The organism is Nonomuraea sp. NPDC048901 (assembly GCF_040649695.1).
In the GTDB taxonomy this organism is placed as follows: Bacteria; Actinomycetota; Actinomycetes; order Streptosporangiales; family Streptosporangiaceae; genus Nonomuraea.
On the sequence record NZ_JBEZFW010000007.1, the window covers coordinates 1 to 26,712 of the forward strand.

33 protein-coding genes are annotated in these 26,712 nt (G+C 65.7%); all 33 read left to right on the forward strand.

Annotation, left to right across the window (positions count from 1 at the left end):
- A partial coding sequence (gene rpoB / locus AB0C30_RS24560) for a DNA-directed RNA polymerase subunit beta (protein WP_357948156.1) occupies positions 1 to 3,081 on the forward strand: 3,081 nt, incomplete at its 5' end.
- A gap of 17 nt (positions 3,082 to 3,098) precedes the next feature.
- Positions 3,099 to 6,974, forward strand: a complete 3,876-nt coding sequence (locus tag AB0C30_RS24565; RefSeq protein ID WP_357948159.1) for a DNA-directed RNA polymerase subunit beta' — start codon at positions 3,099 to 3,101, stop codon at positions 6,972 to 6,974.
- Between the two features lie 651 nt (positions 6,975 to 7,625).
- Complete coding sequence (gene rpsL / locus AB0C30_RS24570) at positions 7,626 to 8,000, forward strand: 30S ribosomal protein S12 (protein ID WP_214633169.1); 375 nt, start codon at positions 7,626 to 7,628, stop codon at positions 7,998 to 8,000.
- Between the two features lie 2 nt (positions 8,001 to 8,002).
- Positions 8,003 to 8,473, forward strand: coding sequence for a 30S ribosomal protein S7 (rpsG, locus tag AB0C30_RS24575; protein ID WP_138670613.1), 471 nt, complete (start codon positions 8,003 to 8,005; stop codon positions 8,471 to 8,473).
- Positions 8,474 to 8,512: 39 nt separating this feature from the next.
- Positions 8,513 to 10,612 carry an elongation factor G gene (gene fusA / locus AB0C30_RS24580; protein ID WP_357948162.1) on the forward strand — a complete coding sequence of 700 codons (2,100 nt, stop codon included), beginning with the start codon at positions 8,513 to 8,515 and terminating at the stop codon, positions 10,610 to 10,612.
- Positions 10,613 to 10,762: 150 nt separating this feature from the next.
- Positions 10,763 to 11,956 (forward strand): elongation factor Tu, encoded by a 1,194-nt coding sequence (gene tuf, locus AB0C30_RS24585; RefSeq protein WP_225293953.1) that lies wholly within the window; start codon positions 10,763 to 10,765, stop codon positions 11,954 to 11,956.
- Between the two features lie 271 nt (positions 11,957 to 12,227).
- Positions 12,228 to 12,536, forward strand: coding sequence for a 30S ribosomal protein S10 (rpsJ, locus tag AB0C30_RS24590; RefSeq protein WP_012887830.1), 309 nt, complete (start codon positions 12,228 to 12,230; stop codon positions 12,534 to 12,536).
- Positions 12,537 to 12,550: 14 nt separating this feature from the next.
- A complete protein-coding gene (rplC, locus tag AB0C30_RS24595; RefSeq protein ID WP_225293952.1) occupies positions 12,551 to 13,204 on the forward strand; it encodes a 50S ribosomal protein L3 in 654 nt (217 codons plus the stop codon).
- A complete protein-coding gene (rplD, locus tag AB0C30_RS24600; protein ID WP_357948166.1) occupies positions 13,201 to 13,863 on the forward strand; it encodes a 50S ribosomal protein L4 in 663 nt (220 codons plus the stop codon). Before rplC ends, rplD begins: the two co-directional genes overlap by 4 nt.
- On the forward strand, positions 13,863 to 14,165 hold the full coding sequence (gene rplW, locus AB0C30_RS24605; protein WP_221519391.1) for a 50S ribosomal protein L23: 303 nt from the start codon (positions 13,863 to 13,865) through the stop codon (positions 14,163 to 14,165). Before rplD ends, rplW begins: the two co-directional genes overlap by 1 nt.
- Positions 14,166 to 14,269: 104 nt before the next feature.
- Positions 14,270 to 15,106 carry a 50S ribosomal protein L2 gene (gene rplB / locus AB0C30_RS24610; RefSeq protein WP_225293948.1) on the forward strand — a complete coding sequence of 279 codons (837 nt, stop codon included), beginning with the start codon at positions 14,270 to 14,272 and terminating at the stop codon, positions 15,104 to 15,106.
- A gap of 11 nt (positions 15,107 to 15,117) precedes the next feature.
- Positions 15,118 to 15,396, forward strand: coding sequence for a 30S ribosomal protein S19 (rpsS, locus tag AB0C30_RS24615; protein WP_225293946.1), 279 nt, complete (start codon positions 15,118 to 15,120; stop codon positions 15,394 to 15,396).
- Between the two features lie 32 nt (positions 15,397 to 15,428).
- A complete protein-coding gene (gene rplV, locus AB0C30_RS24620) occupies positions 15,429 to 15,782 on the forward strand; it encodes a 50S ribosomal protein L22 (RefSeq protein WP_219539598.1) in 354 nt (117 codons plus the stop codon).
- Positions 15,782 to 16,636, forward strand: a complete 855-nt coding sequence (gene rpsC / locus AB0C30_RS24625) for a 30S ribosomal protein S3 (RefSeq protein ID WP_357948170.1) — start codon at positions 15,782 to 15,784, stop codon at positions 16,634 to 16,636. Before rplV ends, rpsC begins: the two co-directional genes overlap by 1 nt.
- A 2-nt stretch (positions 16,637 to 16,638) precedes the next feature.
- A complete protein-coding gene (gene rplP, locus AB0C30_RS24630) occupies positions 16,639 to 17,058 on the forward strand; it encodes a 50S ribosomal protein L16 (RefSeq protein WP_219539596.1) in 420 nt (139 codons plus the stop codon).
- Positions 17,058 to 17,294, forward strand: a complete 237-nt coding sequence (gene rpmC / locus AB0C30_RS24635) for a 50S ribosomal protein L29 (protein WP_214633180.1) — start codon at positions 17,058 to 17,060, stop codon at positions 17,292 to 17,294. The genes rplP and rpmC overlap by 1 nt, the downstream gene beginning before the upstream one ends.
- Entirely contained in the window at positions 17,287 to 17,583 is a 297-nt protein-coding gene (gene rpsQ / locus AB0C30_RS24640) for a 30S ribosomal protein S17 (RefSeq protein WP_219539595.1), read from the forward strand. The genes rpmC and rpsQ overlap by 8 nt, the downstream gene beginning before the upstream one ends.
- A gap of 191 nt (positions 17,584 to 17,774) precedes the next feature.
- Positions 17,775 to 18,146 carry a 50S ribosomal protein L14 gene (gene rplN / locus AB0C30_RS24645; protein WP_225293942.1) on the forward strand — a complete coding sequence of 124 codons (372 nt, stop codon included), beginning with the start codon at positions 17,775 to 17,777 and terminating at the stop codon, positions 18,144 to 18,146.
- Positions 18,147 to 18,154: 8 nt separating this feature from the next.
- Positions 18,155 to 18,457: a 50S ribosomal protein L24 gene (rplX, locus tag AB0C30_RS24650; RefSeq protein WP_225293984.1), complete on the forward strand. Its 303-nt coding sequence runs from the start codon at positions 18,155 to 18,157 to the stop codon at positions 18,455 to 18,457.
- Positions 18,457 to 19,032 (forward strand): 50S ribosomal protein L5, encoded by a 576-nt coding sequence (gene rplE, locus AB0C30_RS24655; RefSeq protein ID WP_225293940.1) that lies wholly within the window; start codon positions 18,457 to 18,459, stop codon positions 19,030 to 19,032. The genes rplX and rplE overlap by 1 nt, the downstream gene beginning before the upstream one ends.
- 2 nt (positions 19,033 to 19,034) lie before the next feature.
- Positions 19,035 to 19,220 (forward strand): type Z 30S ribosomal protein S14, encoded by a 186-nt coding sequence (locus tag AB0C30_RS24660; RefSeq protein ID WP_090769707.1) that lies wholly within the window; start codon positions 19,035 to 19,037, stop codon positions 19,218 to 19,220.
- 168 nt (positions 19,221 to 19,388) lie between these two features.
- Complete coding sequence (gene rpsH, locus AB0C30_RS24665; protein ID WP_192789898.1) at positions 19,389 to 19,787, forward strand: 30S ribosomal protein S8; 399 nt, start codon at positions 19,389 to 19,391, stop codon at positions 19,785 to 19,787.
- A 16-nt stretch (positions 19,788 to 19,803) separates the two neighbouring features.
- Positions 19,804 to 20,346 carry a 50S ribosomal protein L6 gene (rplF, locus tag AB0C30_RS24670; protein ID WP_225293938.1) on the forward strand — a complete coding sequence of 181 codons (543 nt, stop codon included), beginning with the start codon at positions 19,804 to 19,806 and terminating at the stop codon, positions 20,344 to 20,346.
- Between the two features lie 2 nt (positions 20,347 to 20,348).
- Positions 20,349 to 20,732: a 50S ribosomal protein L18 gene (gene rplR, locus AB0C30_RS24675; RefSeq protein WP_225293936.1), complete on the forward strand. Its 384-nt coding sequence runs from the start codon at positions 20,349 to 20,351 to the stop codon at positions 20,730 to 20,732.
- A gap of 27 nt (positions 20,733 to 20,759) precedes the next feature.
- Positions 20,760 to 21,389 (forward strand): 30S ribosomal protein S5, encoded by a 630-nt coding sequence (rpsE, locus tag AB0C30_RS24680; RefSeq protein WP_049572667.1) that lies wholly within the window; start codon positions 20,760 to 20,762, stop codon positions 21,387 to 21,389.
- 2 nt (positions 21,390 to 21,391) lie between these two features.
- Entirely contained in the window at positions 21,392 to 21,574 is a 183-nt protein-coding gene (gene rpmD, locus AB0C30_RS24685) for a 50S ribosomal protein L30 (protein ID WP_080043226.1), read from the forward strand.
- Positions 21,575 to 21,576: 2 nt separating this feature from the next.
- Positions 21,577 to 22,032 (forward strand): 50S ribosomal protein L15, encoded by a 456-nt coding sequence (gene rplO, locus AB0C30_RS24690; protein WP_357948174.1) that lies wholly within the window; start codon positions 21,577 to 21,579, stop codon positions 22,030 to 22,032.
- A 169-nt stretch (positions 22,033 to 22,201) separates the two neighbouring features.
- Positions 22,202 to 23,512: a preprotein translocase subunit SecY gene (gene secY, locus AB0C30_RS24695; protein ID WP_225293931.1), complete on the forward strand. Its 1,311-nt coding sequence runs from the start codon at positions 22,202 to 22,204 to the stop codon at positions 23,510 to 23,512.
- The gene (locus AB0C30_RS24700; protein ID WP_225293929.1) at positions 23,512 to 24,162 is read left to right on the forward strand and encodes an adenylate kinase; all 651 of its coding nucleotides are present in this window, start codon (positions 23,512 to 23,514) and stop codon (positions 24,160 to 24,162) included. The genes secY and AB0C30_RS24700 overlap by 1 nt, the downstream gene beginning before the upstream one ends.
- Positions 24,163 to 24,271: 109 nt before the next feature.
- The gene (map, locus tag AB0C30_RS24705) at positions 24,272 to 25,075 is read left to right on the forward strand and encodes a type I methionyl aminopeptidase (RefSeq protein WP_357948177.1); all 804 of its coding nucleotides are present in this window, start codon (positions 24,272 to 24,274) and stop codon (positions 25,073 to 25,075) included.
- Between the two features lie 20 nt (positions 25,076 to 25,095).
- Positions 25,096 to 25,524 carry a DUF1707 domain-containing protein gene (locus tag AB0C30_RS24710; protein WP_357948180.1) on the forward strand — a complete coding sequence of 143 codons (429 nt, stop codon included), beginning with the start codon at positions 25,096 to 25,098 and terminating at the stop codon, positions 25,522 to 25,524.
- 138 nt (positions 25,525 to 25,662) lie between these two features.
- Positions 25,663 to 26,112, forward strand: a complete 450-nt coding sequence (locus AB0C30_RS24715; RefSeq protein ID WP_357948183.1) for a hypothetical protein — start codon at positions 25,663 to 25,665, stop codon at positions 26,110 to 26,112.
- A gap of 362 nt (positions 26,113 to 26,474) precedes the next feature.
- Positions 26,475 to 26,696, forward strand: a complete 222-nt coding sequence (gene infA / locus AB0C30_RS24720) for a translation initiation factor IF-1 (RefSeq protein WP_012887858.1) — start codon at positions 26,475 to 26,477, stop codon at positions 26,694 to 26,696.
- Positions 26,697 to 26,712 lie beyond the last annotated feature (16 nt).

Consider the following 26,712-nt stretch of genomic DNA (forward strand, 5'->3'; position numbering starts at 1 on the left):
ACGGTGTTCATGGGCGATTTCCCGCTCATGACGCCCAAGGGCACCTTCATCATCAACGGCACCGAACGTGTCGTCGTCTCGCAGCTCGTCCGCTCGCCGGGCGTGTACTTCGAACGCAATGTCGACAAGACCTCGGACAAGGACTTGTACGGCTGCAAGGTCATCCCGTCTCGGGGTGCCTGGCTGGAGTTCGAGATCGACAAGCGCGACAGCGTCGGTGTCCGTATCGACCGTAAGCGCAAGCAGGCCGTCACCGTGCTTCTCAAGGCACTGGGCTGGACCAGCGAGGCGATTCTGGAGCGGTTCGGCCAGTACGAGTCGATGCGCGCCACGCTGGAGAAGGACCACACGGCCGGCCAGGACGACGCGCTGCTGGACATCTACCGCAAGCTGCGTCCGGGTGAGCCGCCGACCAAGGAGTCGGCGCAGACCCTGCTGGAGAACCTGTACTTCAACCCCAAGCGGTACGACCTGGCCAAGGTCGGTCGTTACAAGATCAACAAGAAGCTCGGGGTCGGCAGTGAGATCAGCCAGGGGACGCTGACCGAAGAGGACGTCGTCGCCACGATCGAGTACATCGTCCGGCTGCACGCCGGCGAGGAGTCGATGCCGGCCGCCGCCGAGGCGCCGATCGACACCGTGATCGTCGAGGTCGACGACATCGACCACTTCGGCAACCGCCGCCTGCGCAGCGTCGGCGAGCTCATCCAGAACCAGGTCCGCCTGGGCCTGGCCCGCATGGAGCGCGTCGTGCGCGAGCGGATGACGACCCAGGACGTCGAGGCGATCACGCCGCAGACCCTGATCAACATCCGCCCGGTCGTGGCGTCGATCAAGGAGTTCTTCGGCACCTCGCAGCTGTCGCAGTTCATGGACCAGACCAACCCGCTGGCCGGCTTGACGCACAAGAGGCGTCTGTCCGCGCTGGGTCCTGGTGGTCTGTCGCGTGAGCGGGCCGGTTTCGAGGTTCGTGACGTGCACCCGTCGCACTACGGCCGGATGTGCCCGATCGAGACGCCGGAAGGCCCGAACATCGGCCTGATCGGTTCGCTGGCCTCTTATGGCCGGATCAACGCCTTCGGGTTCGTCGAGACGCCGTATCGCAAGGTCGTCGACGGCAAGGTGACCGAGCAGATCGACTACCTGACCGCCGATGAGGAAGACCGTTTCGTCAAGGCGCAGGCCAACACGATCCTCAACCCTGACGGCACGTTCGCCGACGCGCGGGTCCTGGTCCGTACCAAGGGTGGCGAGACCGAGCTGGCGCGGGCCGACGAGGTCGACTACATCGACGTGTCGCCGCGCCAGATGGTGTCGGTCGCCACGGCGATGATCCCGTTCCTGGAGCACGACGACGCCAACCGCGCGCTCATGGGCTCCAACATGCAGAGGCAGTCCGTGCCGCTGCTCAAGAGCGAGGCGCCGCTGGTCGGCACCGGCATGGAATACCGTGCCGCGACCGACGCGGGCGACGTCATCAGCGCCGAGAAGGCGGGTGTGGTCGAGGAGGTCTCGGCCGACTACGTCACCGTGATGAACGACGACGGCACCCGTACGACTTACCGTGTCGCCAAGTTCAAGCGTTCCAACCAGGGCACTTCGTTCAACCAGAAGCCGATCGTGGCCGAAGGCGACCGGGTCGAGGTCAACCAGGTCATCGCCGACGGCCCGTGCACCGACAGCGGTGAGATGGCCCTCGGCAAGAACCTGCTCGTGGCGTTCATGCCATGGGAGGGTCACAACTACGAAGACGCGATCATCCTGTCCCAGCGGCTGGTCCAGGACGACGTCCTGTCCTCGATTCACATCGAGGAGCACGAGGTCGACGCCCGCGACACCAAGCTGGGCCCGGAGGAGATCACCCGGGACATCCCGAACGTCTCCGAAGAGGTCCTGGCCGACCTCGATGAGCGCGGCATCATCCGCATCGGCGCCGAGGTCGTACCCGGCGACATCCTGGTCGGCAAGGTCACCCCGAAGGGCGAGACCGAGCTGACCCCGGAGGAGCGGCTGCTGCGCGCGATCTTCGGTGAGAAGGCCCGCGAAGTTCGCGACACCTCGCTGAAGGTGCCGCACGGCGAGCAGGGCAAGGTCATCGGCGTCCGCGTCTTCTCCCGTGAGGAAGGCGACGAGCTTCCGCCCGGTGTCAACGAACTGGTCCGCGTGTACGTGGCCCAGAAGCGGAAGATCACCGACGGCGACAAGCTGGCCGGCCGGCACGGCAACAAGGGCGTCATCTCCAAGATCCTGCCCGTGGAGGACATGCCGTTCCTGGAGGACGGCACCCCGGTCGACATCATCCTCAACCCGCTGGGCGTGCCCGGCCGGATGAACGTCGGCCAGGTGCTGGAGACCCACCTGGGCTGGATCGCCGCCCGCGGCTGGGACATCTCCGGCGTCCAGGAGGCCTGGGCCGAACGGCTACGTGACAAGGGCTTCGAGAAGGTGGCCCCGCGCACCAACATGGCCACCCCGGTCTTCGACGGCGCCCACGAGGAAGAGATCGTCGGCCTGCTCGACAACACCATCGCCAACCGCGACGGGGACCGCATGGTCCAGCAGAGCGGTAAGGCCAAACTGTTCGACGGCCGCTCCGGCGAGCCGTTCCCGTACCCGATCTCGGTCGGCTACATCTACATCCTCAAGCTGCTCCACCTGGTCGACGACAAGATCCACGCACGTTCGACCGGCCCGTACTCCATGATCACCCAGCAGCCGCTCGGCGGTAAGGCCCAGTTCGGTGGCCAGCGCTTCGGTGAGATGGAGGTGTGGGCTCTGGAGGCCTATGGCGCCGCCTACGCCCTTCAGGAGCTGCTGACGATCAAGTCCGACGACGTCCTGGGCCGCGTGAAGGTCTACGAGGCGATCGTCAAGGGCGAGAACATCCCCGAGCCGGGAATCCCCGAGTCCTTCAAGGTCCTCATCAAGGAAATGCAGTCGCTGTGCCTGAACGTCGAGGTGCTCTCCAGCGACGGCATGTCCATCGAGATGCGCGACACCGACGAGGACGTCTTCCGCGCCGCGGAAGAGCTCGGCATCGATCTGTCCCGGCGTGAGCCGAGCAGCGTGGAAGAAGTCTGAGGGGGAGATCGCACAAAATGCTAGACGTCAACTTCTTCGACGAGCTCAGGATCGGCCTCGCGACGGCCGACGACATCCGTCAGTGGTCGCACGGCGAGGTAAAGAAGCCAGAGACCATCAACTACCGCACCCTCAAGCCGGAAAAGGACGGGCTCTTCTGCGAGAAGATCTTCGGTCCGACCCGCGACTGGGAGTGCTACTGCGGCAAGTACAAGCGCGTCCGGTTCAAGGGCATCATCTGTGAGCGCTGTGGCGTCGAGGTAACTCGCGCCAAGGTGCGTCGTGAGCGGATGGGCCACATCGAGCTGGCCGCGCCCGTCACGCACATCTGGTACTTCAAGGGCGTCCCGTCTCGCCTTGGCTACCTGCTCGACCTCGCCCCGAAGGACCTGGAGAAGGTCATCTACTTCGCGGCGTACATGATCACGCATGTCGACACCGAGATGCGTGAGCGTGACCTGCCCTCGCTGGAGGCGAAGATCTCCGTCGAGCGGCAGCACATCGAGCAGCGCCGTGACGCCGACGTCGAGGCCAGGCAGAAGAAGCTCGAAGGCGACCTGGGCGAGCTGGAGGCCGCGGGCGCCAAGGGCGACCAGCGCCGCAAGGTTCGCGAGGGCGCCGAGCGCGAGATGCGTCAGCTTCGCGACCGGGCCCAGCGCGAGCTGGACCGGCTCGACGAGGTCTGGAGCCGCTTCAAGAACCTCAAGGTCCAGGACCTTGAGGGCGACGAGCTGCTCTACCGCGAGATGCGCGACCGCTTCGGCCGCTACTTCAAGGGCGGCATGGGCGCGCAGGCGATCCAGGACCGTCTGATCAGCTTCGACCTCGACGTCGAGTCTGAGAACCTGCGCGAGACGATCCGCAGCGGCAAGGGCCAGAAGAAGGCCCGCGCGCTCAAGCGGCTCAAGGTCGTGTCGGCGTTCCTCAACACCACCAACTCGCCGCGCGGCATGGTGCTCGACTGCATTCCGGTCATCCCGCCGGACCTGCGCCCGATGGTGCAGCTCGACGGTGGCCGGTTCGCGACCTCCGACCTGAACGACCTGTACCGCCGGGTCATCAACCGGAACAACCGCCTCAAGCGTCTGCTCGACCTCGGTGCCCCCGAGATCATCGTGAACAACGAGAAGCGGATGCTCCAGGAGGCCGTCGACGCGCTGTTCGACAACGGCCGTCGCGGTCGCCCGGTCACCGGTCCCGGTAACCGTCCGCTCAAGTCCCTCAGCGACATGCTGAAGGGCAAGCAGGGCCGCTTCCGCCAGAACCTGCTGGGCAAGCGAGTCGACTACTCCGGCCGTTCGGTCATCGTCGTCGGCCCGCAGCTCAAGCTGCACCAGTGCGGTCTGCCCAAGCAGATGGCGCTGGAGCTGTTCAAGCCGTTCGTGATGAAGAGGCTGGTCGATCTCAACCACGCCCAGAACATCAAGTCGGCCAAGCGGATGGTCGAGCGGGCGCGTCCGGTCGTGTGGGACGTGCTCGAAGAGGTCATCACCGAGCACCCCGTGCTGCTCAACCGTGCTCCGACGCTCCACCGCCTGGGCATCCAGGCGTTCGAGCCGCAGCTGGTCGAGGGCAAGGCCATCCAGATCCACCCGCTCGTCTGCACCGCGTTCAACGCGGACTTCGACGGCGACCAGATGGCCGTGCACCTGCCGCTGTCGGCTGAGGCCCAGGCCGAGGCACGCATCCTGATGCTCTCGACCAACAACATCCTCAAGCCGGCCGACGGCAAGCCCGTGACGATGCCCACCCAGGACATGGTCATCGGCCTCTACTGGCTGACCACCCACAAGGACGGCGCCAACGGCGAGGGCCGGGTCTTCGGCTCGATCGCCGAGGCCCAGATGGCCTTCGACCGCCACGAGCTGGAGATTCAGGCGAAGATCCAGATCAGGCTCAAGGACGTCCTGCCGCCCCGTGAGTGGGTCGCGCCGGAGGGCTGGGAGCAGGGTGACCCGATCCGCCTGGAGACGACGTTCGGCCGGTGCCTGTTCAACCAGACGCTCCCGGCGAGCTACCCGTTCGTCAACTTCCAGGTCGGCAAGAAGCAGCTGTCCACGATCGTGAACGAGCTGGCCGAGACCTACCCCAAGGTCGACGTGGCCAACTCGCTCGACGCGCTCAAGGACGCCGGCTTCCGCTGGGCGACCCGTTCCGGCGTCACGATCTCGATCGACGACGTCGTCGCGCCGCCGAACAAGGCCGACATCATGGAGAACTACGAGCGCCGGGCCGACAAGGTCCAGCGCGAGTACGAGCGCGGCCTGATCACCGACGAGGAGCGCCGTCAGGAGCTCATCGAGATCTGGACGCACGCCACGGCCGACGTCGAGACCGACATGGTCAACGCCTTCCCGGCGACCAACCCGGTCTGGATGATGGTCAACTCCGGTGCCCGAGGCAACAAGATGCAGGTGCGTCAGATCGCCGGCATCCGTGGCCTGGTGTCCAACACCAAGGGTGAGACGATCCCGCGTCCGATCAAGGCCTCGTTCCGCGAGGGCCTGTCGGTGCTGGAGTACTTCATCTCCACCCACGGACAGCGGAAGGGTCTGGCCGACACCGCCCTGCGTACCGCCGACTCGGGTTACCTGACCCGTCGTCTGGTGGACGTCGCGCAGGACGTCATCGTGCGTGAGATCGACTGCGGCACCGACCGCGCGGTCCCGCTGCACGTCGGCGAGCGGGACTCCTCGGGCAACCTGGTCAAGGCGGAGAACGCCGAGTCCAACGTGCACGGCCGCATCCTGGCCGAGGACGTCGAGGTCGACGGCAAGGTCATCGTGGCGGCGGGTGTCGACATCAACGACAACCACGTCACCGCGCTGGTCGAGGCCGGCATCGAGACCGTCCGCACGCGCAGCGCGCTCGTCTGCGAGGCCAAGATCGGCGTCTGCGCGACCTGCTACGGCCGCTCGCTGGCGACCGGCAAGCTCGTCGACGTCGGCGAGGCGGTCGGCATCATCGCCGCCCAGTCGATCGGTGAGCCGGGCACGCAGCTGACGATGCGTACCTTCCACACCGGTGGTGTGGCGGGCGCGGACATCACCCACGGTCTGCCCCGTGTCCAGGAGCTCTTCGAGGCGCGCATCCCCAAGGGTGTCGCCCCGATCTCCGAGGCCGAGGGCAGGGTCCGCATCGACGAGACCGACAAGTCCCGCAAGCTCGTCATCACTCCGGACGACGGCTCGGAGGAGATCGCCTACCCGGTCTCGATGCGTTCGCGCCTGCTCGTCTCCGACGGCATGCGCGTGACGGTCGGCCAGCAGCTGGTCGCCGGTGCGGTCAACCCCAACGAGGTGCTGCGCATCCTCGGCCCGCGGGCCGTGCAGCTGCACCTGGTGGCGGAGGTCCAGCAGGTCTACCGCTCGCAGGGTGTGTCGATCCACGACAAGCACATCGAGATCATCGTGCGGCAGATGCTCAAGCGCGTGAACGTGCTGGAGTCCGGCGAGACCGACCTGCTGCCCGGCGAGCTCGTCGAGCGTCCGCGCTTCGAGCAGATGAACCGCGAGACGGTGGCGGAGGGCGGCTCTCCGGCCGCCGGTCGTCCGGTGCTCATGGGCATCACGAAGGCGTCGCTCGCCACCGAGTCGTGGCTGTCGGCGGCCTCCTTCCAGGAGACGACCAGGGTCCTGACGGACGCGGCGATCCACGCCAAGTCCGACTCGCTCCTGGGCCTGAAGGAGAACGTCATCATCGGTAAGCTCATCCCGGCCGGTACGGGCATGCCCCAGTACCGCAACATCCGGGTCGAGCCGACCGAAGAGGCCAAGGCGGCCATGTACACCGTTGGTGGATACGACGGTTCCGCGGCGGACTACACCTTCGGCACCGGTAGCGGCGAGGCCGTTCCGCTGGAGGAGTACGACTTCGGTCAGTACAACCGCTAGTCAGCTCTTCGAAGCACCGCGTCCGGGTCTTGGTGATCCGGGCGCGGTGTTTTGTTTTGTCGTTACGGCCGGCCCGGTGGGCCCCACCCGCCATACAGGGCCGGGCTCCCTCCAGGGGCACGCTCCTCCGGTTTACGGGGCTGGGCGCCGCTACGTGCGCGCTGTGGGCCGCCTGGGTGGTCGGAGGGTAGCCGGGGCTACCTCGCCAGGTTGATGCCCAGTATGTCCATCCAGCGCCCGCATGGCCGTGTGGTCTGCCGCGCGAGTCATCCTGGTGAAGCGCGACCAAATACTCCGCGGGCCGGATACAATAGGCGCGGAGCAGTAGCCGGGCATGCATCGAAGAGGCCCAGCGACCAGCAGTAGTGACAGAAGCGAGTCCGCTTTGTCGCGCTGCTTTGACGTGTCGCGTGGGCCTGGGTAGTCTAGAGCATCGTGCCCGTCGTTAGCGGGCTCTCGGCTGTGCGCTCATATTTGGGAGCGTCGGACGGCTTCCTGGCTCGAAGTCCCCTCGGATGTGTCTGTGCGAAGTGCGCGACACGCCCGAGCGCGGGGGCGCCGAGACAGGGAAAACCAGCAGGTCATGACACCGGCAGAACCTGCGAATGAACAACAGACGTATTACCGGCCAAGGCACGAAACGGAGTGGCAGTGCCCACTATTCAGCAGTTGGTCCGCAAGGGCCGGCAGGACAAGGTCGCCAAGACCAAGACTCCTGCCCTAAGGGCGAATCCGCAGCGGCGAGGTGTATGCCAGCGCGTTTACACCACGACCCCCAAGAAGCCCAACTCGGCACTGCGCAAGGTGGCCCGTGTGCGGCTCACCAACGGCATCGAGGTCACGGCGTACATCCCGGGTGTGGGCCACAACCTGCAGGAGCACTCCATCGTGCTCGTGCGCGGCGGTCGTGTGAAGGACCTGCCGGGTGTCCGCTACAAGATCATTCGCGGTTCGCTGGACACCCAGGGTGTCCGCAACCGCAAGCAGGCTCGCAGCAAGTACGGCGCGAAGAGGGAGAAGAGCTAACTATGCCTCGCAAGGGTTCTCCCGGCCGCCGTCAGCTCATGTCTGACCCGGTTTACAGCTCGCCCCTGGTCACCGCTCTGATCAACAAGGTGCTCCTGGACGGCAAGCGTTCCATCGCGCAGTCGATCGTGTACGGCGCCCTTGAGGGCTGCAGGGACAAGACGGGCAACGACCCGGTCGTCACCCTGAAGCGCGCGCTTGACAACGTCAAGCCGACCCTCGAGGTCCGCAGCCGTCGCGTTGGTGGCGCGACCTACCAGGTGCCGGTCGAGGTGCGCGCCGCGCGCAGCACGACCCTGGCCCTGCGCTGGCTGGTGCAGTACTCCCGCGCCCGCCGCGAGAAGACCATGACCGAGCGCCTCATGAACGAGCTCCTCGACGCCAGCAACGGCCTCGGGGCGAGCGTCAAGAAGCGCGAGGACACCCACAAGATGGCCGAGTCCAACAAGGCCTTCGCCCACTACCGCTGGTAACCCCGGCGGGTTCGACGAGACGACGAGGACGCGAGAGAAGTGGCCGCAACGACCGCCCTTGACCTGGCGAAGGTCCGAAACATCGGGATCATCGCCCATATTGACGCGGGTAAGACCACCACGACTGAGCGCATCCTGTTCTACACCGGCATCAACTACAAGATCGGTGAAGTCCACGACGGCGCAGCCACCATGGACTGGATGGAGCAGGAGCAGGAGCGTGGCATCACGATCACGTCTGCCGCGACGACCTGCGAGTGGGCCGGTCACACGATCAACCTGATCGACACCCCGGGCCACGTCGACTTCACCATCGAGGTCGAGCGCAACCTTCGTGTCCTCGACGGTGCGGTCACCGTGTTCGACGGTGTCGCGGGCGTCGAGCCGCAGTCAGAGACGGTGTGGCGTCAGGCCGACCGCTACAACGTCCCCCGCATCTGCTTCGTGAACAAGATGGACCGGGTCGGCGCGGAGTTCCACCGCTGCGTCGACATGATGGTCACCCGTCTTGCCGCGACTCCCGCGGTCATCCAGCTTCCCTGGGGCGTCGAGGCCGGCTTCCGCGGCGTCATCGACCTGGTGAAGATGAAGGGCCTGCTCTGGAGCGAGGACGCGGCCAAGGGCGAGATGTACGACGTCGTCGACATCCCGGCCGACCACGCCGAGGCAGCTCGCGAGTGGCGTGACAAGCTCGTCGAGACCGTCGCCGAGAACGACGACGAGATGATGGAGCTCTTCCTCGAGGCCATCGAGCCCACCGAGGAGCAGCTGGTCGCGGCCATCCGCCGCGCGACGCTGTCCAGCGCCATCAACCCGGTTCTCACCGGCACCGCGTTCAAGAACAAGGGCGTGCAGCCCCTGCTCGACGCGGTGGTCGCCTACCTCCCCGCGCCGACCGACATCCCGGCCTTCGAGGGCCACGCGGTCGGCAACGAGGACAAGGTCGTCGTACGTCACGCGGACCCGGCCGAGCCGTTCTCCGCGCTGGCCTTCAAGATCGCGAGCGACCCGCACCTGGGCAAGATCACCTACATCCGCATCTACTCCGGCACGCTCGAGGCGGGTTCACAGGTCGTGAACTCGGTGAAGGGCAAGAAGGAGCGGATCGGCAAGATCTACCAGATGCACGCTAACAAGCGTGAGGAGCGCCCGGTGGCCTCCGCCGGTCAGATCGTCGCCGTCATGGGTCTCAAGGACACCACGACCGGCGACACCCTGTCCGACCCGGCCAACCAGGTCGTGCTCGAGTCGATGACGTTCCCGGCTCCGGTCATCAACGTCGCGATCGAGCCCAAGACCAAGGGCGACCAGGAGAAGCTGTCGACCGCGATCCAGCGGCTGGCCGAGGAGGACCCGTCCTTCCAGGTCCGTCGTGACGAGGAGACCGGCCAGACGGTCATCTGGGGCATGGGCGAGCTTCACCTGGAGATCCTCGTCGACCGTATGCGTCGCGAGTTCAAAGTCGAGGCCAACGTCGGCCGCCCGCAGGTGGCCTACCGCGAGACCATCCGCCGCACGGTGGACAAGGTCGACTACACCCACAAGAAGCAGACGGGTGGGTCCGGCCAGTTCGCGCGGGTCATCATCAAGCTCGAGCCGCTGGGCGAAGGCAACGACGGCTACGAGTTCGAGAACAAGGTCACCGGTGGCCGTGTCCCGAGGGAGTACATCCCCTCGGTCGACGCGGGTGCTCAGGAGGCCGCCGAGTTCGGCGTGCTGGCCGGCTACCCGATGGTGGGCGTGAAGGTGACGCTGATCGACGGTGCCGCGCACGACGTCGACTCCTCGGAAATGGCCTTCAAGATCGCCGGCTCGATGGCCTTCAAGGAGGCCGCTCGCAAGGCCGATGCTGTACTCCTCGAGCCGATGATGGCCGTCGAGGTCACCACGCCCGAGGACTACATGGGTGACGTCATCGGTGACCTCAACGGTCGCCGCGGACAGATCCAGGCGATGGACGAGCGGGCGGGAGCCCGTGTCGTTTCGGCGCTCGTACCGCTTTCTGAGATGTTCGGCTACGTGGGCGACCTGCGTAGCAAGACGCAGGGGCGCGCGAGCTACAGCATGCAGTTCGACTCCTACTCGGAGGTGCCCCCGGGCATCGCCAAGGAGATCGTCGCGAAGGCCCGGGGCGAATAGTCCCGGGACCCCCGGCTGGGCCTCGCCAAGCCGTAAAGGGGCTTCGGCCTCTGGTGGGGCGGTGCGAGCCGCCCCACCGTCTAGGGGTTCGGGATCACCCGGGCCCGAGTGTGTAGACGAAAGTCAGACAGATTCTCAAGGAGAGAACCAGTGGGCAAGGCCAAGTTCGAGCGGAACAAGCCGCACATGAACATCGGCACCATTGGGCACATCGACCACGGTAAGACCACGCTCACCGCGGCGATCACCAAGGTGCTTCACGACCGTTTCCCCGAGCTGAACAAGGCGACGCCGTTCGACAAGATCGACAAGGCGCCCGAGGAGAAGGCCCGCGGAATTACGATCTCCATCGCGCACGTCGAGTACCAGACCGAGAAGCGCCACTACGCCCACGTGGACTGCCCCGGTCACGCCGACTACGTGAAGAACATGATCACCGGTGCCGCGCAGATGGACGGTGCGATCCTCGTGGTCGCCGCCACTGACGGCCCGATGCCGCAGACGAAGGAGCACGTCCTCCTGGCCCGCCAGGTCGGCGTCCCCTACATCGTCGTGGCCCTCAACAAGGCCGACATGGTCGACGACGAGGAGATCCTGGAGCTCGTCGAGCTCGAGGTCCGTGAGCTCCTGTCCGCTCAGGAGTTCCCCGGCGACGACCTGCCGGTCGTCCGCGTCTCCGCGCTCAAGGCTCTTGAGGGCGACTCGAAGTGGGCCGACAGCATCATCGAGCTGATGAACGCGGTCGACGAGAACGTGCCCGAGCCGCCCCGTGAGACGGACAAGCCGTTCCTCATGCCGGTCGAGGACGTCTTCTCGATCACCGGTCGTGGCACGGTCGTCACCGGCCGTATCGAGCGCGGTGTCGTCAAGATCAACGAGCAGGTCGACATCATCGGCATCAAGCCGGAGAAGACGACCACCACCGTCACCAGCATCGAGATGTTCAACAAGATGCTCGACGAGGGTCACGCGGGCGACAACGCCGCGCTGCTGCTCCGTGGTATCAAGCGCGACGACGTCGAGCGCGGCCAGTGCATCATCAAGCCGGGCACGACCACCCCGCACACCGAGTTCGACGGCCAGGTCTACATCCTGTCGAAGGACGAGGGCGGCCGCCACACGCCGTTCTTCAACAACTACCGCCCGCAGTTCTACTTCCGTACGACTGACGTGACCGGTGTCGTGCACCTCCCCGAGGGCACCGAGATGGTCATGCCGGGCGACAACACCGAAATGCGCGTTGAGCTGATCCAGCCCATCGCCATGGAGGACGGTCTGAAGTTCGCGATCCGTGAGGGTGGCCGCACCGTCGGCGCCGGCCGGGTCGTCAAGATCATCAAGTAGTACGATCGCGGGGCGGCGGTCGGCCCTCGGAAGAAGGCCGGCCGCCGCGCCACGAGGGCAGGAGTCCCTACGGCTTCCGCCCTCAGGCTCCACGGGAAAGCCGTGATCTCGCAGTGGCTTCGGAGTGACCGAAGTAACTGCCGGATCACGGAAGAAAACGGCAGATCGACAACGTCTGTCACGTGGGGCCGTGCGGGTTCGTCCTGCACGAACAGCGGCAACAGGCCGCACGATACTTTTTCAGACGACAGCGAAGGACACCGAGGCCACTATGGCGGGACAAAAGATCCGCATCCGGCTTAAGGCCTATGACCACGAGGTCATCGACAGCTCGGCCAAGAAGATCGTCGAGACGGTGACGCGGACTGGCGCGAAGGTCGCGGGCCCGGTGCCGCTGCCGACCGAGAAGAACGTGTACTGCGTCATCCGCTCGCCGCACAAGTACAAGGACAGCCGCGAGCACTTTGAGATGCGCACGCACAAGCGGCTGATTGACATCATCGACCCGACGCCCAAGACCGTCGACTCGCTCATGCGGCTCGACCTCCCCGCGGGCGTCGACATTTCGATCAAGCTCTGAGGGAACGCACTGACATGGCTAAGACGATCAAGGGCGTCCTGGGCAAGAAGCTCGGCATGACCCAGGTCTTCGACGCGGACAACCGGATGGTTCCGGTGACCGTGGTGGAGGCCGGTCCGTGCGTGGTGACCAGGGTCCGCACCGCCGACAAGGATGGCTATTCCGCCGTTCAGCTCGGCTTCGGACAGGTCGACCCGCGGAAGGTCAACAAGCCGCTCGGCGACTACCTGCGTAAGCACGACATCACCCCGCGCCGTTACTTCGCGGAGATCCGCACCGACGACGCGAGCGACTACACCCTGGGCCAGGAACTGCTGGCCGACACCTTCGAGGCCGGCCAGTTCGTCGATGTGACGGGCAAGAGCAAGGGCAAGGGCTTCGCCGGTGTCATGAAGCGGCACGGCTTCAAGGGTCTGGGCGCGTCGCACGGTACGCAGCGCAAGCACCGCTCGCCGGGTTCCATCGGTGGCTGCGCCACCCCGGGCCGCGTATTCAAGGGTCTGCGCATGGCTGGTCGGATGGGTAACGTCCGCACCACCGTGCAGAGCCTCAAGGTTCACGCCATCGACGTCGAGAACGGTCTCATCCTGATCAAGGGTGCGATCCCCGGCGCCAACGGCAGCCTGGTCCTCGTCCGTACCGCTGCTAAGAAGGGGGCTGCCAAGTGACCAGCATTGACGTCCTCGACGCCAGCGGTAGCAAGGCCGGCACCGTCGACCTGCCCGAAGACATCTTCGGCGCCAAGGTCAACATTCCGCTGATCCACCAGGTGGTCGTGGCCCAGCTCGCCGCTCGCCGGCAGGGCACCCACAAGGCCAAAACCCGTGGCGAGGTCAGGGGCGGCGGCAAGAAGCCGTACCGCCAGAAGGGCACCGGTCGCGCCCGTCAGGGCTCGACCCGCGCGCCGCAGTTCACCGGTGGTGGCGTCGTCCACGGCCCGGTGCCGCGCGACTACTCGCAGCGGACGCCCAAGAAGATGAAGGTCGCCGCCCTGCGTGGCGCCCTGTCGGACCGGGCCGGCGGCGGTCGCGTGCACGTGGTGAGCGGCCTGGTCACCGGCGAGACGCCGAAGACCAAGGCGGCTCTCGAGGCCCTGCGTAAGATCACCCAGTCCAGGACCGTCCTCCTCGTCGTCGACGAGGCCGACGAGCTGACCTGGCTGAGCCTGCGCAACGCTCCCGAGGTCCACCTGCTGGACTCCGGGCAGCTCAACACCTACGACGTGCTCTGCCACGACGACGTGGTCTTCACCCAGGAGGCGTACGACCAGGTCGTGGCGCGGCTGTCGGCAGGGTCGGCCAATTCGAGTGAAGGGGCAGACGCCTGATGGAGAAGATCGCCGACCCGCGCGACGTCATCATCAAGCCGGTCGTCTCTGAGAAGAGCTACGGCCTGATCGATGAGAACAACAAGTACACGTTCCTGGTGAAGAAGACCGCGAACAAGACCCAGGTCAAGATCGCCGTCGAGCAGATCTTCGGGGTCAAGGTCACCAGCGTGAACACGATCAACCGGCAGGGCAAGCGCAAGCGCACCCGCACCGGTTTCGGCAAGCGTCCCGACACCAAGCGCGCGATTGTGAGCCTGGTCGAGGGCGATCGGATCGACATCTTCGGTCAGATCGGCTAGCAGCCATAGAAGTAGGCGGGCCGTACGGCCTGCCAGGGGTCGAGACCGTCGCACGTCCGTGCGGCGGGCTCACCCATGTAACCGACGAAGGATGAACGAAAAAGATGGGCATCCGTAAGTACAAGCCGACGACTCCGGGTCGCCGTGGCTCGAGTGTCTCGGACTTCTCCGAGATCACCCGCAGCACGCCCGAGAAGTCGTTGCTTGCGCCCCTTCATGGCAAGGGCGGCCGCAACGTACACGGCCGGGTCACCGCGCGCCACCAAGGCGGCGGTCACAAGCGCGCCTACCGGATCATTGACTTCCGTAGGCATGACAAGGACGGCATCCCGGCGAAGGTCGCTCACATCGAGTACGACCCCAACCGCACCGCCAACATCGCTCTGCTGCACTACGCCGACGGCGAGAAGCGCTACATCATCGCGCCGACCGGCCTCAAGCAGGGCGACCGCATCGAGAACGGCGCCGGGGCCGACATCAAGCCGGGCAACTGCCTGCCGCTGCGCAACATCCCGACGGGTACCTTCATCCACGCGGTGGAGCTCCGTCCGGGCGGCGGCGCCAAGCTCGGCCGCTCCGCGGGCGCTCAGATCCAGCTGCTCGCCAAGGAAGGCCAGTACGCCACGCTGCGTATGCCGTCCGGCGAAATGCGCATGGTCGACGTGCGCTGCCGGGCGTCGGTGGGTCAGGTCGGTAACGCCGAGCAGGCCAACATCAACTGGGGCAAGGCCGGCCGTATGCGGTGGAAGGGCAAGCGCCCGACCGTCCGTGGTGTCGCCATGAACCCCGTTGACCACCCGCACGGTGGTGGTGAGGGTAAGACCTCCGGTGGTCGCCACCCGGTGAACCCGAAGGGCAAGCCCGAGGGCCGCACCCGCCAGGCCAACAAGTCCAGCGACCGGCTGATCATCCGCCGCCGGAGCAAGAGGAAGAAGCGGTAGGAGCAGCCGATATGCCACGTAGCCTTAAGAAGGGTCCCTTCGTGGACGGCCACCTCGCCAAGAAGGTGGACGCCCAGAACGAGAAGGGCACCAAGACCGTTATCAAGACGTGGTCGCGGCGCTCCATGATCGTGCCTGACATGCTCGGGCACACGATCGCCGTACACGATGGCCGCAAGCACGTCCCGGTGTTCGTCACCGAGTCGATGATCGGCCACAAGCTGGGAGAGTTCGCCCCGACGCGCACCTTCCGCAGCCACGTCAAGGAAGACCGCCGCAGCCGGCGATAAACGCCTTCAGAAGCAGTTAAGAGGAGTAAGCGATGGAAGCCAGGGCTCAGGCGCGGTTCGTCCGCGTCACGCCCCTCAAGGCCCGCCGTGTGGTGGACCTTATTCGCGGGCTGCCCGCTTCGGAGGCGCAGGCCGTGCTGCAGTTCGCTCCCCAGTCGGCGAGCGAGCCGATCTACAAGGTGCTCTCGAGCGCCATGGCAAACGCAGAGCACAACTTCGATCTCGACCCCCAGACGCTCTTCGTGAGCCGGGCGTGGGTCGACGAGGGCCCGACGCTGAAGCGGTTCCGTCCGCGTGCCCAGGGTCGTGCCTATCGGATCAACAAGCGGACGAGCCACATCACCGTGATCGTGGAGTCCCGCGAGCCGAAGGGAAGGACCCGATAGTGGGCCAGAAGGTTAACCCGCACGGGTTCCGCCTCGGCATCACGACCGACTTCAAGAGCCGGTGGTACGCCGACAAGCTGTACAAGTCGTACGTCGCCGAGGACGTGTCGATCCGTCGCATGCTGCAGAAGGGCATGGAGCGGGCCGGTATCTCCAAGGTGGAGATCGAGCGCACGACCGACCGCGTCCAGGTCGACATCCACACCGCCCGGCCGGGCATCGTCATCGGCCGTCGCGGCGCGGAGGCCGACCGGATCCGTGGCGACCTGGAGAAGCTGACCAAGAAGCAGGTTCAGCTCAACATCCTCGAGGTGAAGAACCCCGAGATCGACGCCCAGCTCGTCGCGCAGGGTGTCGCCGAGCAGCTCTCCAGCCGTGTCTCGTTCCGCCGCGCCATGCGCAAGGCGATGCAGTCGGCCATGAAGAGCGGCGCCAAGGGCATCCGGGTGCAGTGCTCCGGTCGTCTTGGCGGCGCCGAGATGTCGAGGTCGGAGTTCTACCGCGAGGGCCGCGTGCCGCTGCACACGCTCCGCGCGGACATCGACTACGGCTTCTACGAGGCCCGCACCACCTTCGGCCGCATCGGCGTGAAGGTGTGGATCTACAAGGGCGAGGCGCCCACGAGCCGCGCCGAGCGCGAGGCGGCGGCTGCCGGCGCACGTGCCGGCCAGCGTCGCGAGCGTGACGACCGTCGCGGTGGCGGCGGTGGCGGTGGCGACCGTCCGCGCCGTGGTGGCGCCGGTGGCGCCCGTCGCGGTGGCGGTCGTGGCGACCGTGCCCCCAGGACTGAGGCGGCCTCACAGGCTGCCCCCGAGACCGGCCCGGCTGCGCAGCCGGGTGCTGAAGGGAGCTGACCATGCTGATCCCGCGCAGGGTCAAGCACCGCAAGCAGCACCGGCCCGACCGCAGTGGCGCCGCCAAGGGTGGCACCAGGGTCGTGTTCGGCGAGTTCGGCATCCAGGCTGTTGAGCACTCCTACGTGACCAACCGCCAGATCGAGTCGGCTCGTATTGCGATGACCCGTCACATCAAGCGTGGTGGAAAGGTGTGGATCAACATCTACCCCGACCGCCCGCTGACCAAGAAGCCGGCTGAGACCCGCATGGGTTCCGGTAAAGGTTCGCCCGAGTGGTGGATCGCCAACGTCAAGCCGGGTCGCGTCATGTTCGAGCTTTCCGGTGTCGCCGAGTCGGTTGCCCGCGAGGCACTCACTCGCGCGATCCACAAGCTGCCCATGAAGTGCAAGATCGTTAAGCGTGAAGTTGGTGAGGCGTGATGGCTAAGGGCCTGACCGCCGGCGAGCTGCGAGTCGAGGACGAGGACACCCTGGTCCAGAAGCTCAAGGAAGCCAAGGAGGAGCTGTTCAACCTCCGCTTCCAGGCAGCGACCGGACAGTTGGAGAGCCACGGGCGGCTGCGCGCCGTCCGCCGCGAGATCGCCCGTATCTACACCGTGATGCGCGAGCGCGAGCTTGGCATCATCACGGTCGAGAAGGAGACGAGCGATGGCTGAGACCGAGACCACAGAGACCACCGAGACGAACGACGACGCGCGGAACTTCCGCAAGGTCCGTGAGGGCCTGGTCGTCAGCGACAAGATGGACAAGACCGTCGTCGTCGCCGTCGAGGACCGGGTCAAGCACCGTCTGTACGGCAAGGTCATCCGCCGTACGACCAAGTACAAGGCGCACGACGAGGCCAACGCCTGTGGCGTCGGCGACCGCGTGCTGCTGATGGAGACCCGCCCCCTCTCCGCCACCAAGCGGTGGAGGGTCGTGGAGATCCTCGAGAAGGCCAAGTAACCTAACGGCTTCTCGGATATACGCGCCTCGTGGGGGCCGCCAAGCCCCCATGACGGTGTCCAAGGACGCGAGGCTCCGGCCTCGCGTCGCCTGCGGTGCGGCTCCAGGGCTGTGGCCGGAGGAAAAAGACCATAGAGGTTCCGCCAGGCTCGGCATCGACGAGAACCGGCGCGACTAATCAGGAGAAAACAGTGATCCAGCAGGAGTCGCGGCTCAAGGTCGCCGACAACACGGGTGCCAAGGAGATTCTTTGCATCCGCGTTCTCGGTGGCTCGGGCCGACGCTACGCCGGTATCGGCGACGTCATCGTCGCCACCGTCAAGGATGCCCTGCCCGGTAGCACCGGCGTCAAGAAGGGCGACGTGGTCAAGGCCGTCATCGTCCGCACGGCCAAGGAGCGCCGCCGGCCGGACGGCTCCTACATCCGCTTCGACGAGAACGCCGCCGTCATCATCAAGGACAGCGGTGACCCTCGCGGCACCCGTATCTTCGGCCCGGTGGGCCGTGAGCTGCGCGACAAGAAGTTCATGCGCATCATCTCGCTCGCGCCGGAGGTGCTGTAATGCCGAAGCTGCATGTGAAGAAGGGTGACCTCGTCCAGGTCATCACCGGCAAGGACAAGGGTGCCAAGGGTCATGTCATCGCCACCCTCCCGCGGGAAGACCGCGTGGTGGTCGAGGGCGTCAACATGATCAAGAAGCACACCAAGGAGACCCACCAGGGCCCGCGTGGCGCCAAGACCGGCGGCGTGCAGACCATGGAGGCTCCCATCCACGTGAGCAACGTGAAGAAGCTCAAGGACGAGAAGCGCGAGGACAAGCCCGCCGACAAGAAGGCCGAGGACAAGGCCGACGAGACGGGTGAGGACAGCTGATGACTGCCACGACCACTGAGACCGAGCGTCCGACGCCGCGCCTCAAGACGAAGTACCGCGAGGAGATCGCGGCCAAGCTTCGCGAGGACTTCGGCATCGAGAACGTCATGCAGATCCCCGGCCTGGTGAAGATCAAGGTCAACATGGGTGTCGGCGAGGCGGCTCGCGACTCGAAGCTCATCGAGGGCGCTGTGCGCGACCTCACCGTGATCACCGGCCAGAAGCCGGCCGTCGTCCGGGCGCGCAAGTCCATCGCCCAGTTCAAGCTGCGCGAGGGCATGCCGATCGGCGCGCACGTCACGCTCCGCGGCGACCGGATGTGGGAGTTCCTCGACAGGCTGCTGTCGCTGGCGCTGCCCCGCATCAGGGACTTCCGTGGCCTGTCGCCCAAGCAGTTCGACGGCAACGGCAACTACACGTTCGGTCTGACCGAGCAGGTCATGTTCCACGAGGTCGACCAGGACAAGGTCGACCGGCCGCGGGGCATGGACATCACGGTCGTGACCACCGCGAAGACCGACGACCAGGGCCGGGCGCTGCTGAAGCTCCTCGGGTTCCCCTTCAAGGAGGCCTGATCATGGCGAAGAAGTCGCTGATCGCCAAGGCAGGGCGTAAGCAGAAGTTCGAAGTCCGGGCGTACACCCGCTGCACGCGTTGTGGCCGGCCCCGCGCCGTCTACCGCAAGTTCGGGCTCTGCCGCGTGTGCTTCCGTGAGATGGCGCACCGGGGCGAGCTGCCCGGCATCACCAAGTCCAGCTGGTAGTTACCCTAGGGGGCGGCCACGTGTCGCCCCCTAGGGGGCTGCTCGCCGTACATATGTAGAACTGTCAAACCGGGTGCTCTCCCAGAGAGCACCCATGACCGCGCCGAAGGTCCACCGGTAGAGCTCCGCTTCACCGACTGGAAACCGCGGCGAGGAAGGCCACTGGCCATGACGATGACCGACCCGATCGCAGACATGCTGACGCGTCTGCGTAATGCGAACTCGGCGTATCACGACAGCGTGACCATGCCGTATTCGAAGATCAAGGCGCACATCGCCGAGATCCTCCAGCAGGAGGGTTACATCCAGGCTTGGACCGTCGAAGACGCCAAGGTTGGCAAGAACCTCGTGGTGGAGCTCAAGTTCGGGCCTACCCGTGAGCGGTCGCTCGCGGGTCTGCGCCGGGTGTCGAAGCCCGGTCTGCGGGTGTATGCGAAGAAGGACAACCTGCCTCGCGTTCTGGGAGGGCTGGGTGTCGCGATCATCTCGACGTCCGCCGGTCTCATGACCGACAAGCAGGCCGGCAAGCGTGGCGTGGGCGGGGAAGTCCTCGCCTACGTCTGGTAGAGGGGAGGAACACAGCATGTCGAGAATCGGACGGCTGCCCATCCCTGTGCCGAGCGGCGTTGACATCGCGATCAGCGGCCAGGATGTCCAGGTCAAGGGCCCGAAGGGCACGCTTTCTCATACAGTCGCGGACCCCATCACGGTGGGTCGCGATGACGACGGCGCCATCGCCGTCACCCGGCCCAACGACGAGAACAAGGTCCGTGCGCTGCACGGCCTGTCGCGGACGCTGATCGCCAACATGGTGCAGGGCGTCACGCAGGGCTACTCCAAGACCTTGGAGATCGTCGGCGTCGGTTACCGCGTTCAGGCCAAGGGCCCGACGCAGCTGGAGTTCGCACTGGGCTTCAGTCACCCGGTCATCGTCGACGCCCCTGAGGGCGTCACCTTCCGCGTCGAGAAGCCGACCCTGTTCCACGTGGACGGCATCGACAAGCAGAAGGTCGGCGAGGTCGCGGCCAACATCCGCAAGTTGCGCAAGCCTGACCCGTACAAGGGCAAGGGCGTGCGTTACCAGGGCGAACAGATCCGCCGCAAGGTCGGAAAGGCTGGTAAGTAGGCATGGCTCCGAAGACTGCGTTCGGCAAGCACACGGCTGCCCGCACCGTCTCGCGGGCCCGCCGTCACCGCCGCGTCCGCAAGAACGTCGTCGGTACGGCCGCGCGTCCGCGCTTGGTCGTCAACCGTTCGACTCGTCACCTGTTCGTGCAGATCGTGGACGACTCCGTCGGCCACACGCTGGTGAGCGCGTCCACCATGGACTCCGCGCTGCGCACGCTCGAGGCTGACAAGACCGAGAAGGCCAAGAAGGTCGGCGAGCTCCTCGCTCAGCGGGCCAAGGAAGCCGGGATCACGGCGGTCGTGTTCGACCGCGGTGGCAACCGCTACGCCGGGCGCATCGCCGCTCTGGCGGACAGCGCCCGCGAAGGTGGGCTCGAGTTCTGATATGGCAACTGAGATGAGGAACCACTGATGGCTGCAGCTCCGCGTCGCGGTGGCGGCACCGGTGGCGAGCGGCGGGACCGTCGTGACGATCGCCGCGGTGGCGCCGCCGACAAGGGCGTCTCGTACATCGAGCGCGTAGTGAAGATCAACCGAGTGGCCAAGGTCGTGAAGGGTGGTCGTCGCTTCAGCTTCACCGCCCTCGTCGTCGTCGGTGACGGCAACGGCCTGGTCGGCGTCGGCTATGGCAAGGCCAAGGAAGTACCCGCGGCCATCGCCAAGGGCGTCGAAGAGGCCAAGAAGCACTTCTTCAAGGTCCCGAGGATCCAGGGCACCATCCCGCACACCGTGCAGGGTGAGGAGGCGGCCGGTGTCGTCTTCCTGCGTCCGGCTTCCGCCGGTACCGGCGTCATCGCCGGTGGCCCGGTGCGCGCCGTTCTGGAGTGCGCCGGCATCCACGACGTCCTGTCCAAGTCGCTCGGCTCGGACAACCCCATCAACATCGTGCACGCCACGGTGGCGGCTCTGAAGGGTCTTTCCCGGCCCGAGGAGATCGCCGCCCGCCGTGGTCTGCCGATCGAGGACGTCGCTCCGGCCCGGATGCTGAAGGCTCAGCGCGAAGGCATCGCCGAAGCGGCGGCCGCCAAGGCGGTGAGCTAGTCATGGCACGCCTGAAGATCACTCAGGTTCGCTCGAAGATCGGTGGCAAGCAGAACCAGCGTGACTCGCTGCGTTCGCTTGGCCTGAAGCGAATCGGCGATGTCGTCGTCAAGGAGGACCGGCCCGAGATTCGCGGCATGGTCTCCGTGGTGACGCACCTCGTCGAGGTGGAAGAGGTCGACTAGTCATGACTGACAAGGCTCCGCTCAAGATTCACGACCTGCGTCCGGCCCCCGGCGCCAACAAGGCCAAGATCCGCAAGGGTCGCGGCGAGGCGTCCAAGGGTAAGACGGCCGGTCGCGGTACCAAGGGCAGCCACGCCCGTACGACGGTCCCCCTCGGTTTCGAGGGTGGCCAGGTGCCGCTGCAGAGGCGTCTGCCGAAGCTCAAGGGCTTCTCCAACGCGCTGTTCAAGACGACCTACCAGGTCGTCAACCTGGACAAGCTCGGCGAGCTGTTCCCCGAGGGTGGCGAGGTCACCGTCGAGACGCTGGTCGCCAAGGGCGCTGTCCGCAAGAACCAGCTGGTGAAGGTGCTCGGCACCGGCGAGATCTCGGTCGCGGTGAACGTGCGGGCGCATGCCTTCTCGTCCTCCGCGAAGGAGAAAATCGCCGCTGCTGGGGGTTCCGTTACCGAGCTGTAAGAGCTATTACGAGGCGTGGGGGCTCTGACCATGGGCCCCCACGCCCGTAGTGCGTTAGAGTTCGCGAGACGGCAGGATTCTGTCCGGCTCGTTTTGACATGAGACTTCTGATGGCAGATCCCCGCACCATCGCATACTCACACCGCCTTATAGGCGCGCAGGAGGGACCGTGCTGACCGCGTTTACCCGGGCGTTCCGGACGCCGGACCTGCGCAAGAAGTTGCTCTTTACCCTGGGCATCATCGCGCTGTTCCGACTCGGCTCGGTTCTTCCGACTCCGGGAGTTCACGTCCAGAACCTTGCGTCCTGCTTTGATCAGGTCCGCAACGGTGAAAACGGCAATATCTACGGGATGGTGCAGCTGTTCAGCGGCGGCGCGCTCCTGAAGCTGTCGGTGTTCGCTCTGGGCATCATGCCGTACATCACCGCCAGCATCATTCTCCAACTTCTCGTCGTCGTGATCCCACGCCTTGAAGCCCTCAAGAAGGAGGGGCAGGCCGGTCAGACGAAGATCACACAATATACGCGTTATCTGACGATCGGTCTGGGCATCCTGCAGTCGACGGCGTTCATCGCGCTGGCGCGCTCCGGGCAGCTCTTCCAGGGCTGTGACAAGGACGTCCTGCTCGACCCCGACAACATCTTCATGATCGTCACGATGGTCGTCATCATGACGGCCGGCACCTCGGTCATCATGTGGCTGGGCGAGCTCATCACCGACCGTGGTGTGGGCAACGGCATGTCGATCCTCATCTTCACGCAGGTCGTCGCGGTCTTCCCGTCCGAGCTGGCCAGCATCTTCCAGGCCAACAAGTTCACCTTCGCCGTCGTCATGGTGGTAGGCGTCTTCATGATCGCCGCCGTGGTCTTCGTCGAGCAGGCGCAGCGCCGCATTCCGGTGCAGTACGCCAAGCGGATGGTCGGACGCCGGATGTACGGCGGCACGTCCACCTACATCCCGCTGAAGGTCAACCAGGCCGGCATCATCCCGGTCATCTTCGCGTCCTCGCTGCTCTATCTGCCGCAGCTGCTGACCTCGCTGTTCGCCAACGCGGAGAACCCCAACGCCGTCGTGCAGTGGATTTCGGCGAACCTCACCAAGGGCGACACGCCCATCTACATGATCACGTTCTTCGTCCTGATCGTGTTCTTCACCTACTTCTACGTGTCCATCACCTTCAACCCCACTGAAGTGGCTGACAACATGAAGAAGTACGGTGGGTTCATTCCGGGCATCCGCCCGGGACGGCCGACGGCTGGTTACCTGAGTTTTGTGCTCACCCGTCTGACCGCCCCCGGCGCGCTCTATCTGGGTCTGATCGCCATGATCCCGATCGTCGCGCTCGCGGTGGCCGGAGCGAGCCAGAACTTCCCGTTCGGAGGGACGAGCATTCTGATCATGGTTGGCGTCGGCCTGGACACGGTCAAGCAGATCGAGAGCCAGTTGCAGCAGCGTAATTACGAAGGCTTCCTGCGGTAGTGCGTCTCGTTCTGGTCGGGCCCCCCGGAGCGGGTAAGGGGACACAGGCCCAGTACATCGCGTCGAACCTGTCCATCCCGAAGATCTCGACAGGTGACATCTTCCGTGCCAACGTCTCCGGGGGCACGGAGCTCGGCAAGCTCGCCAAGACGTTCATGGACCGCGGCGACCTGGTGCCCGACAAGGTCACCATCGCCATGGTCCGAGACCGTCTCGCCGAGGACGACGCGCAGGACGGCTTCCTGCTCGACGGCTTCCCCAGGAACGTGGCTCAGGCCGAGATCCTGCGCGACATGCTGAAGGAGTGGGGCCAGGCGCTCGACCTGGTCCTGGAGCTGGTAGTTGACGACGACGAGGTGGTCAGGCGGCTGGCCGGCCGCCGCACCTGCAGCCAGTGCGGTCGCATCTGGCACGTCGAGTTCGATGACAAGAAGGACGACCGGTGCGACGCCTGCGGCGGCACGCTGTTCCAGCGTGACGACGACAAAGAGGAGACGGTCAGGCATCGCCTGGAGGTCTACCAGGAGCAGACGGCGCCGCTGGTGTCCTACTACGCGGACGAGGGCATCCTCGTGGGTGTCGACGCGACCGGTCCGGTCGAGGAGGTCACCCAGCGGGCCATGGAGGCCATCCGCCCTTTCATGGGGTAAGCCCGATGGCCGACTGCGGAGGTGGCACGGATTTCCGTGCCACCTCGCGGCTATTGTGAGGGAATTGGGCTCCCACATCTGCCCGTTGAGACCCCGGGGGGTGCCACACGTGTTCAAGAAGAACCGGCATGGAATCCAGATCAAGACGCCCGAGCAGCTCGACAAGATGCGGGCGGCCGGTCTGGTGGTCGGGCGAACGCTCGATCTGTTGAAGCGCTCCGTCGAGCCGGGGATGACACCCCTGGACCTCGACGCCATCGCCGAGAAGGCGATCAGGGATGAGGGCGCCATCCCGTCGTTCAAGGGCTATCAGGGGTTTCCCGCCACGATCTGCGCCTCGGTCAACGAGGAAGTCGTCCACGGCATCCCGACGAGCGCCCGCGCGCTGCGCGAAGGCGACGTCATCTCCATCGACTGCGGCGCCATCCTCGACGGCTGGCACGGCGACTCGGCGGTCACGGTGCCGGTGGGGGAGGTGGACCCGAAGCTCACCGAGCTCATGCGGATCACCGAGGAGTCGATGTGGCGGGGCATCGCCGCGCTGACCGTCGGCCGCCACCTGTCGGACATCGGGTACGAGGTGGAGCGCTACATCAAGTCGCAGGGCCGCTTCGGCATCCCACCCGAGTACGGCGGCCACGGCATCGGCACCGAGATGCACATGGACCCGTGGATCGCCAACCACGGCCGCCCCGGCAGGGGACCCGTGCTGGAGGCCGGGATGTGCCTGGCGATCGAGCCCATGGTCAACCTTGGTACGGAGCGCACGCGCGTACTGGCCGACGATTGGACCGTCGTGACGATCGACGGGAAGCAGTCCGCACACTTCGAACACAGCGTCGCGGTGACACATAATGGTCCTTGGGTGCTAACCGCCCTCGATGGGGGCGAAGAGCGCTTGGCGCAGCCGTAGACGAGCCGGGAGTGGTGGGTATGGCGCAGAGCCCCGAGATGCGTGCCTCGGACGTCGACAGAGATCGGGTGGCCGGCGTGCTCCGGGAGCACACCGCGCAGGGCCGCATCACGATGGACGAGTTCAACGAGCGGCTCGAACAGCTCTACCAGAGCAAGACCTACGGCGAGCTGGCCCGGCTGACCGCGGACCTGCCGGACGTGGACCTGCGCAACCCGCCCGCCAAGCTGACCGAACCCACCCCGGCGCCCAAGAGCGGCATGCACTCGGGGATGCGCGCGGCCTGGAGCGCGTGGGCCGCGGCCAGCTCGATCAACTGGGTGATCTGGCTGATCGTGAGCGTCACCTCCGGGCACATGATCTACCCCTGGCCGCTGTGGGTGATGGGTCCCTGGGGTGCGATTCTGCTGATCAGCACCATCTTCGGGGGCGGTCAGAAGCGTCAGTGAGTGTGTAGTACTGCACTGTGTGTATTCGTCCGCAGAAGGCGGCGAATGTCCTCCCTAACGTAAGCGGTGCCGGACAACAGAGGGGCTCACCCGAGCAGTCCCGGTCCGGTACGGGGAACCGTCTTACAGGAGGACACAGTGGGTATTCGTCACCTTCTCGCGGGCACCGCTCTCGCCGGCTCGATGGTCGCCGGGGCGCTGGCCATCGCTCCCACGGCCCAGGCCGACGCCGCGACCGCCACCCAGGCGCAGAGCGCCCAGGCCGGCCCGAGGCACTTCTTCGGCCCGTACTTCTCCAACGGCTCCGAGAACGGCGGCCACGAGTCGTACTTCAAGGGCTACTGGCAGCAGCGCGGGGGCAGCTACTACTTCTACGGCGACCTGTACGACCGTCACCACAACGACGGCGACTACAGCTACGTGTGGTTCAAGTACTACGACCGCCACGGCGACTTCCACCGCAACTGGTACCGGTCCGACGACCGCCGTCACTTCGACAGCATCCGCTTCAAGAGGGACTTCAAGATCCAGGTGTGCGAGGGCGGCTCGCGCAACAGCGGCTGCGGCGGCTGGCACGACGTCTTCTAAGCACATCAGCGTCTTCAAGGCACATCAGGGGGGAGTCATCCCAGGGGGTGTGCTGACTCGAGAGGGCCCGCCGGTTCGCCGGTGGGCCTTTGCTGTGCCGCCCGAACCGCTGTGCCGCTCGAATCGCTGTGCCGCTCGGCCCATTCGGGTTCGCGGGTGCGGTAAGCTGACTCGTGGTTGTGTCAGGACACCTGACACGCGTTTCGCGTTTTTGTCTCAGGTGTCGTACACTCCTTACTCGGCTCACTATGACTATCACGCGTCGGTGCCCGTTGCCGGACGCCGCTCTCTTCGAAGCGTGAGGTCGCGGCTGCTTAGTGAACCGGAGCCTCAGACGATCGATCAGTGAAACGCGAGGAATTTTGGCCAAAAAAGACGGCGCCATCGAGATCGAGGGCACTGTGGTCGAGTCGCTCCCGAACGCTATGTTCCGGGTGCAGCTTGACAACGGCCATAAGGTCCTGGCCCACATCAGCGGACGGATGCGGATGCACTACATCCGGATCCTGCCCGACGACCGGGTAGTCGTGGAACTGAGCCCCTACGACCTGAGTCGTGGGCGGATCGTCTACCGATACAAGTAAGACGTCTGAGGAACAC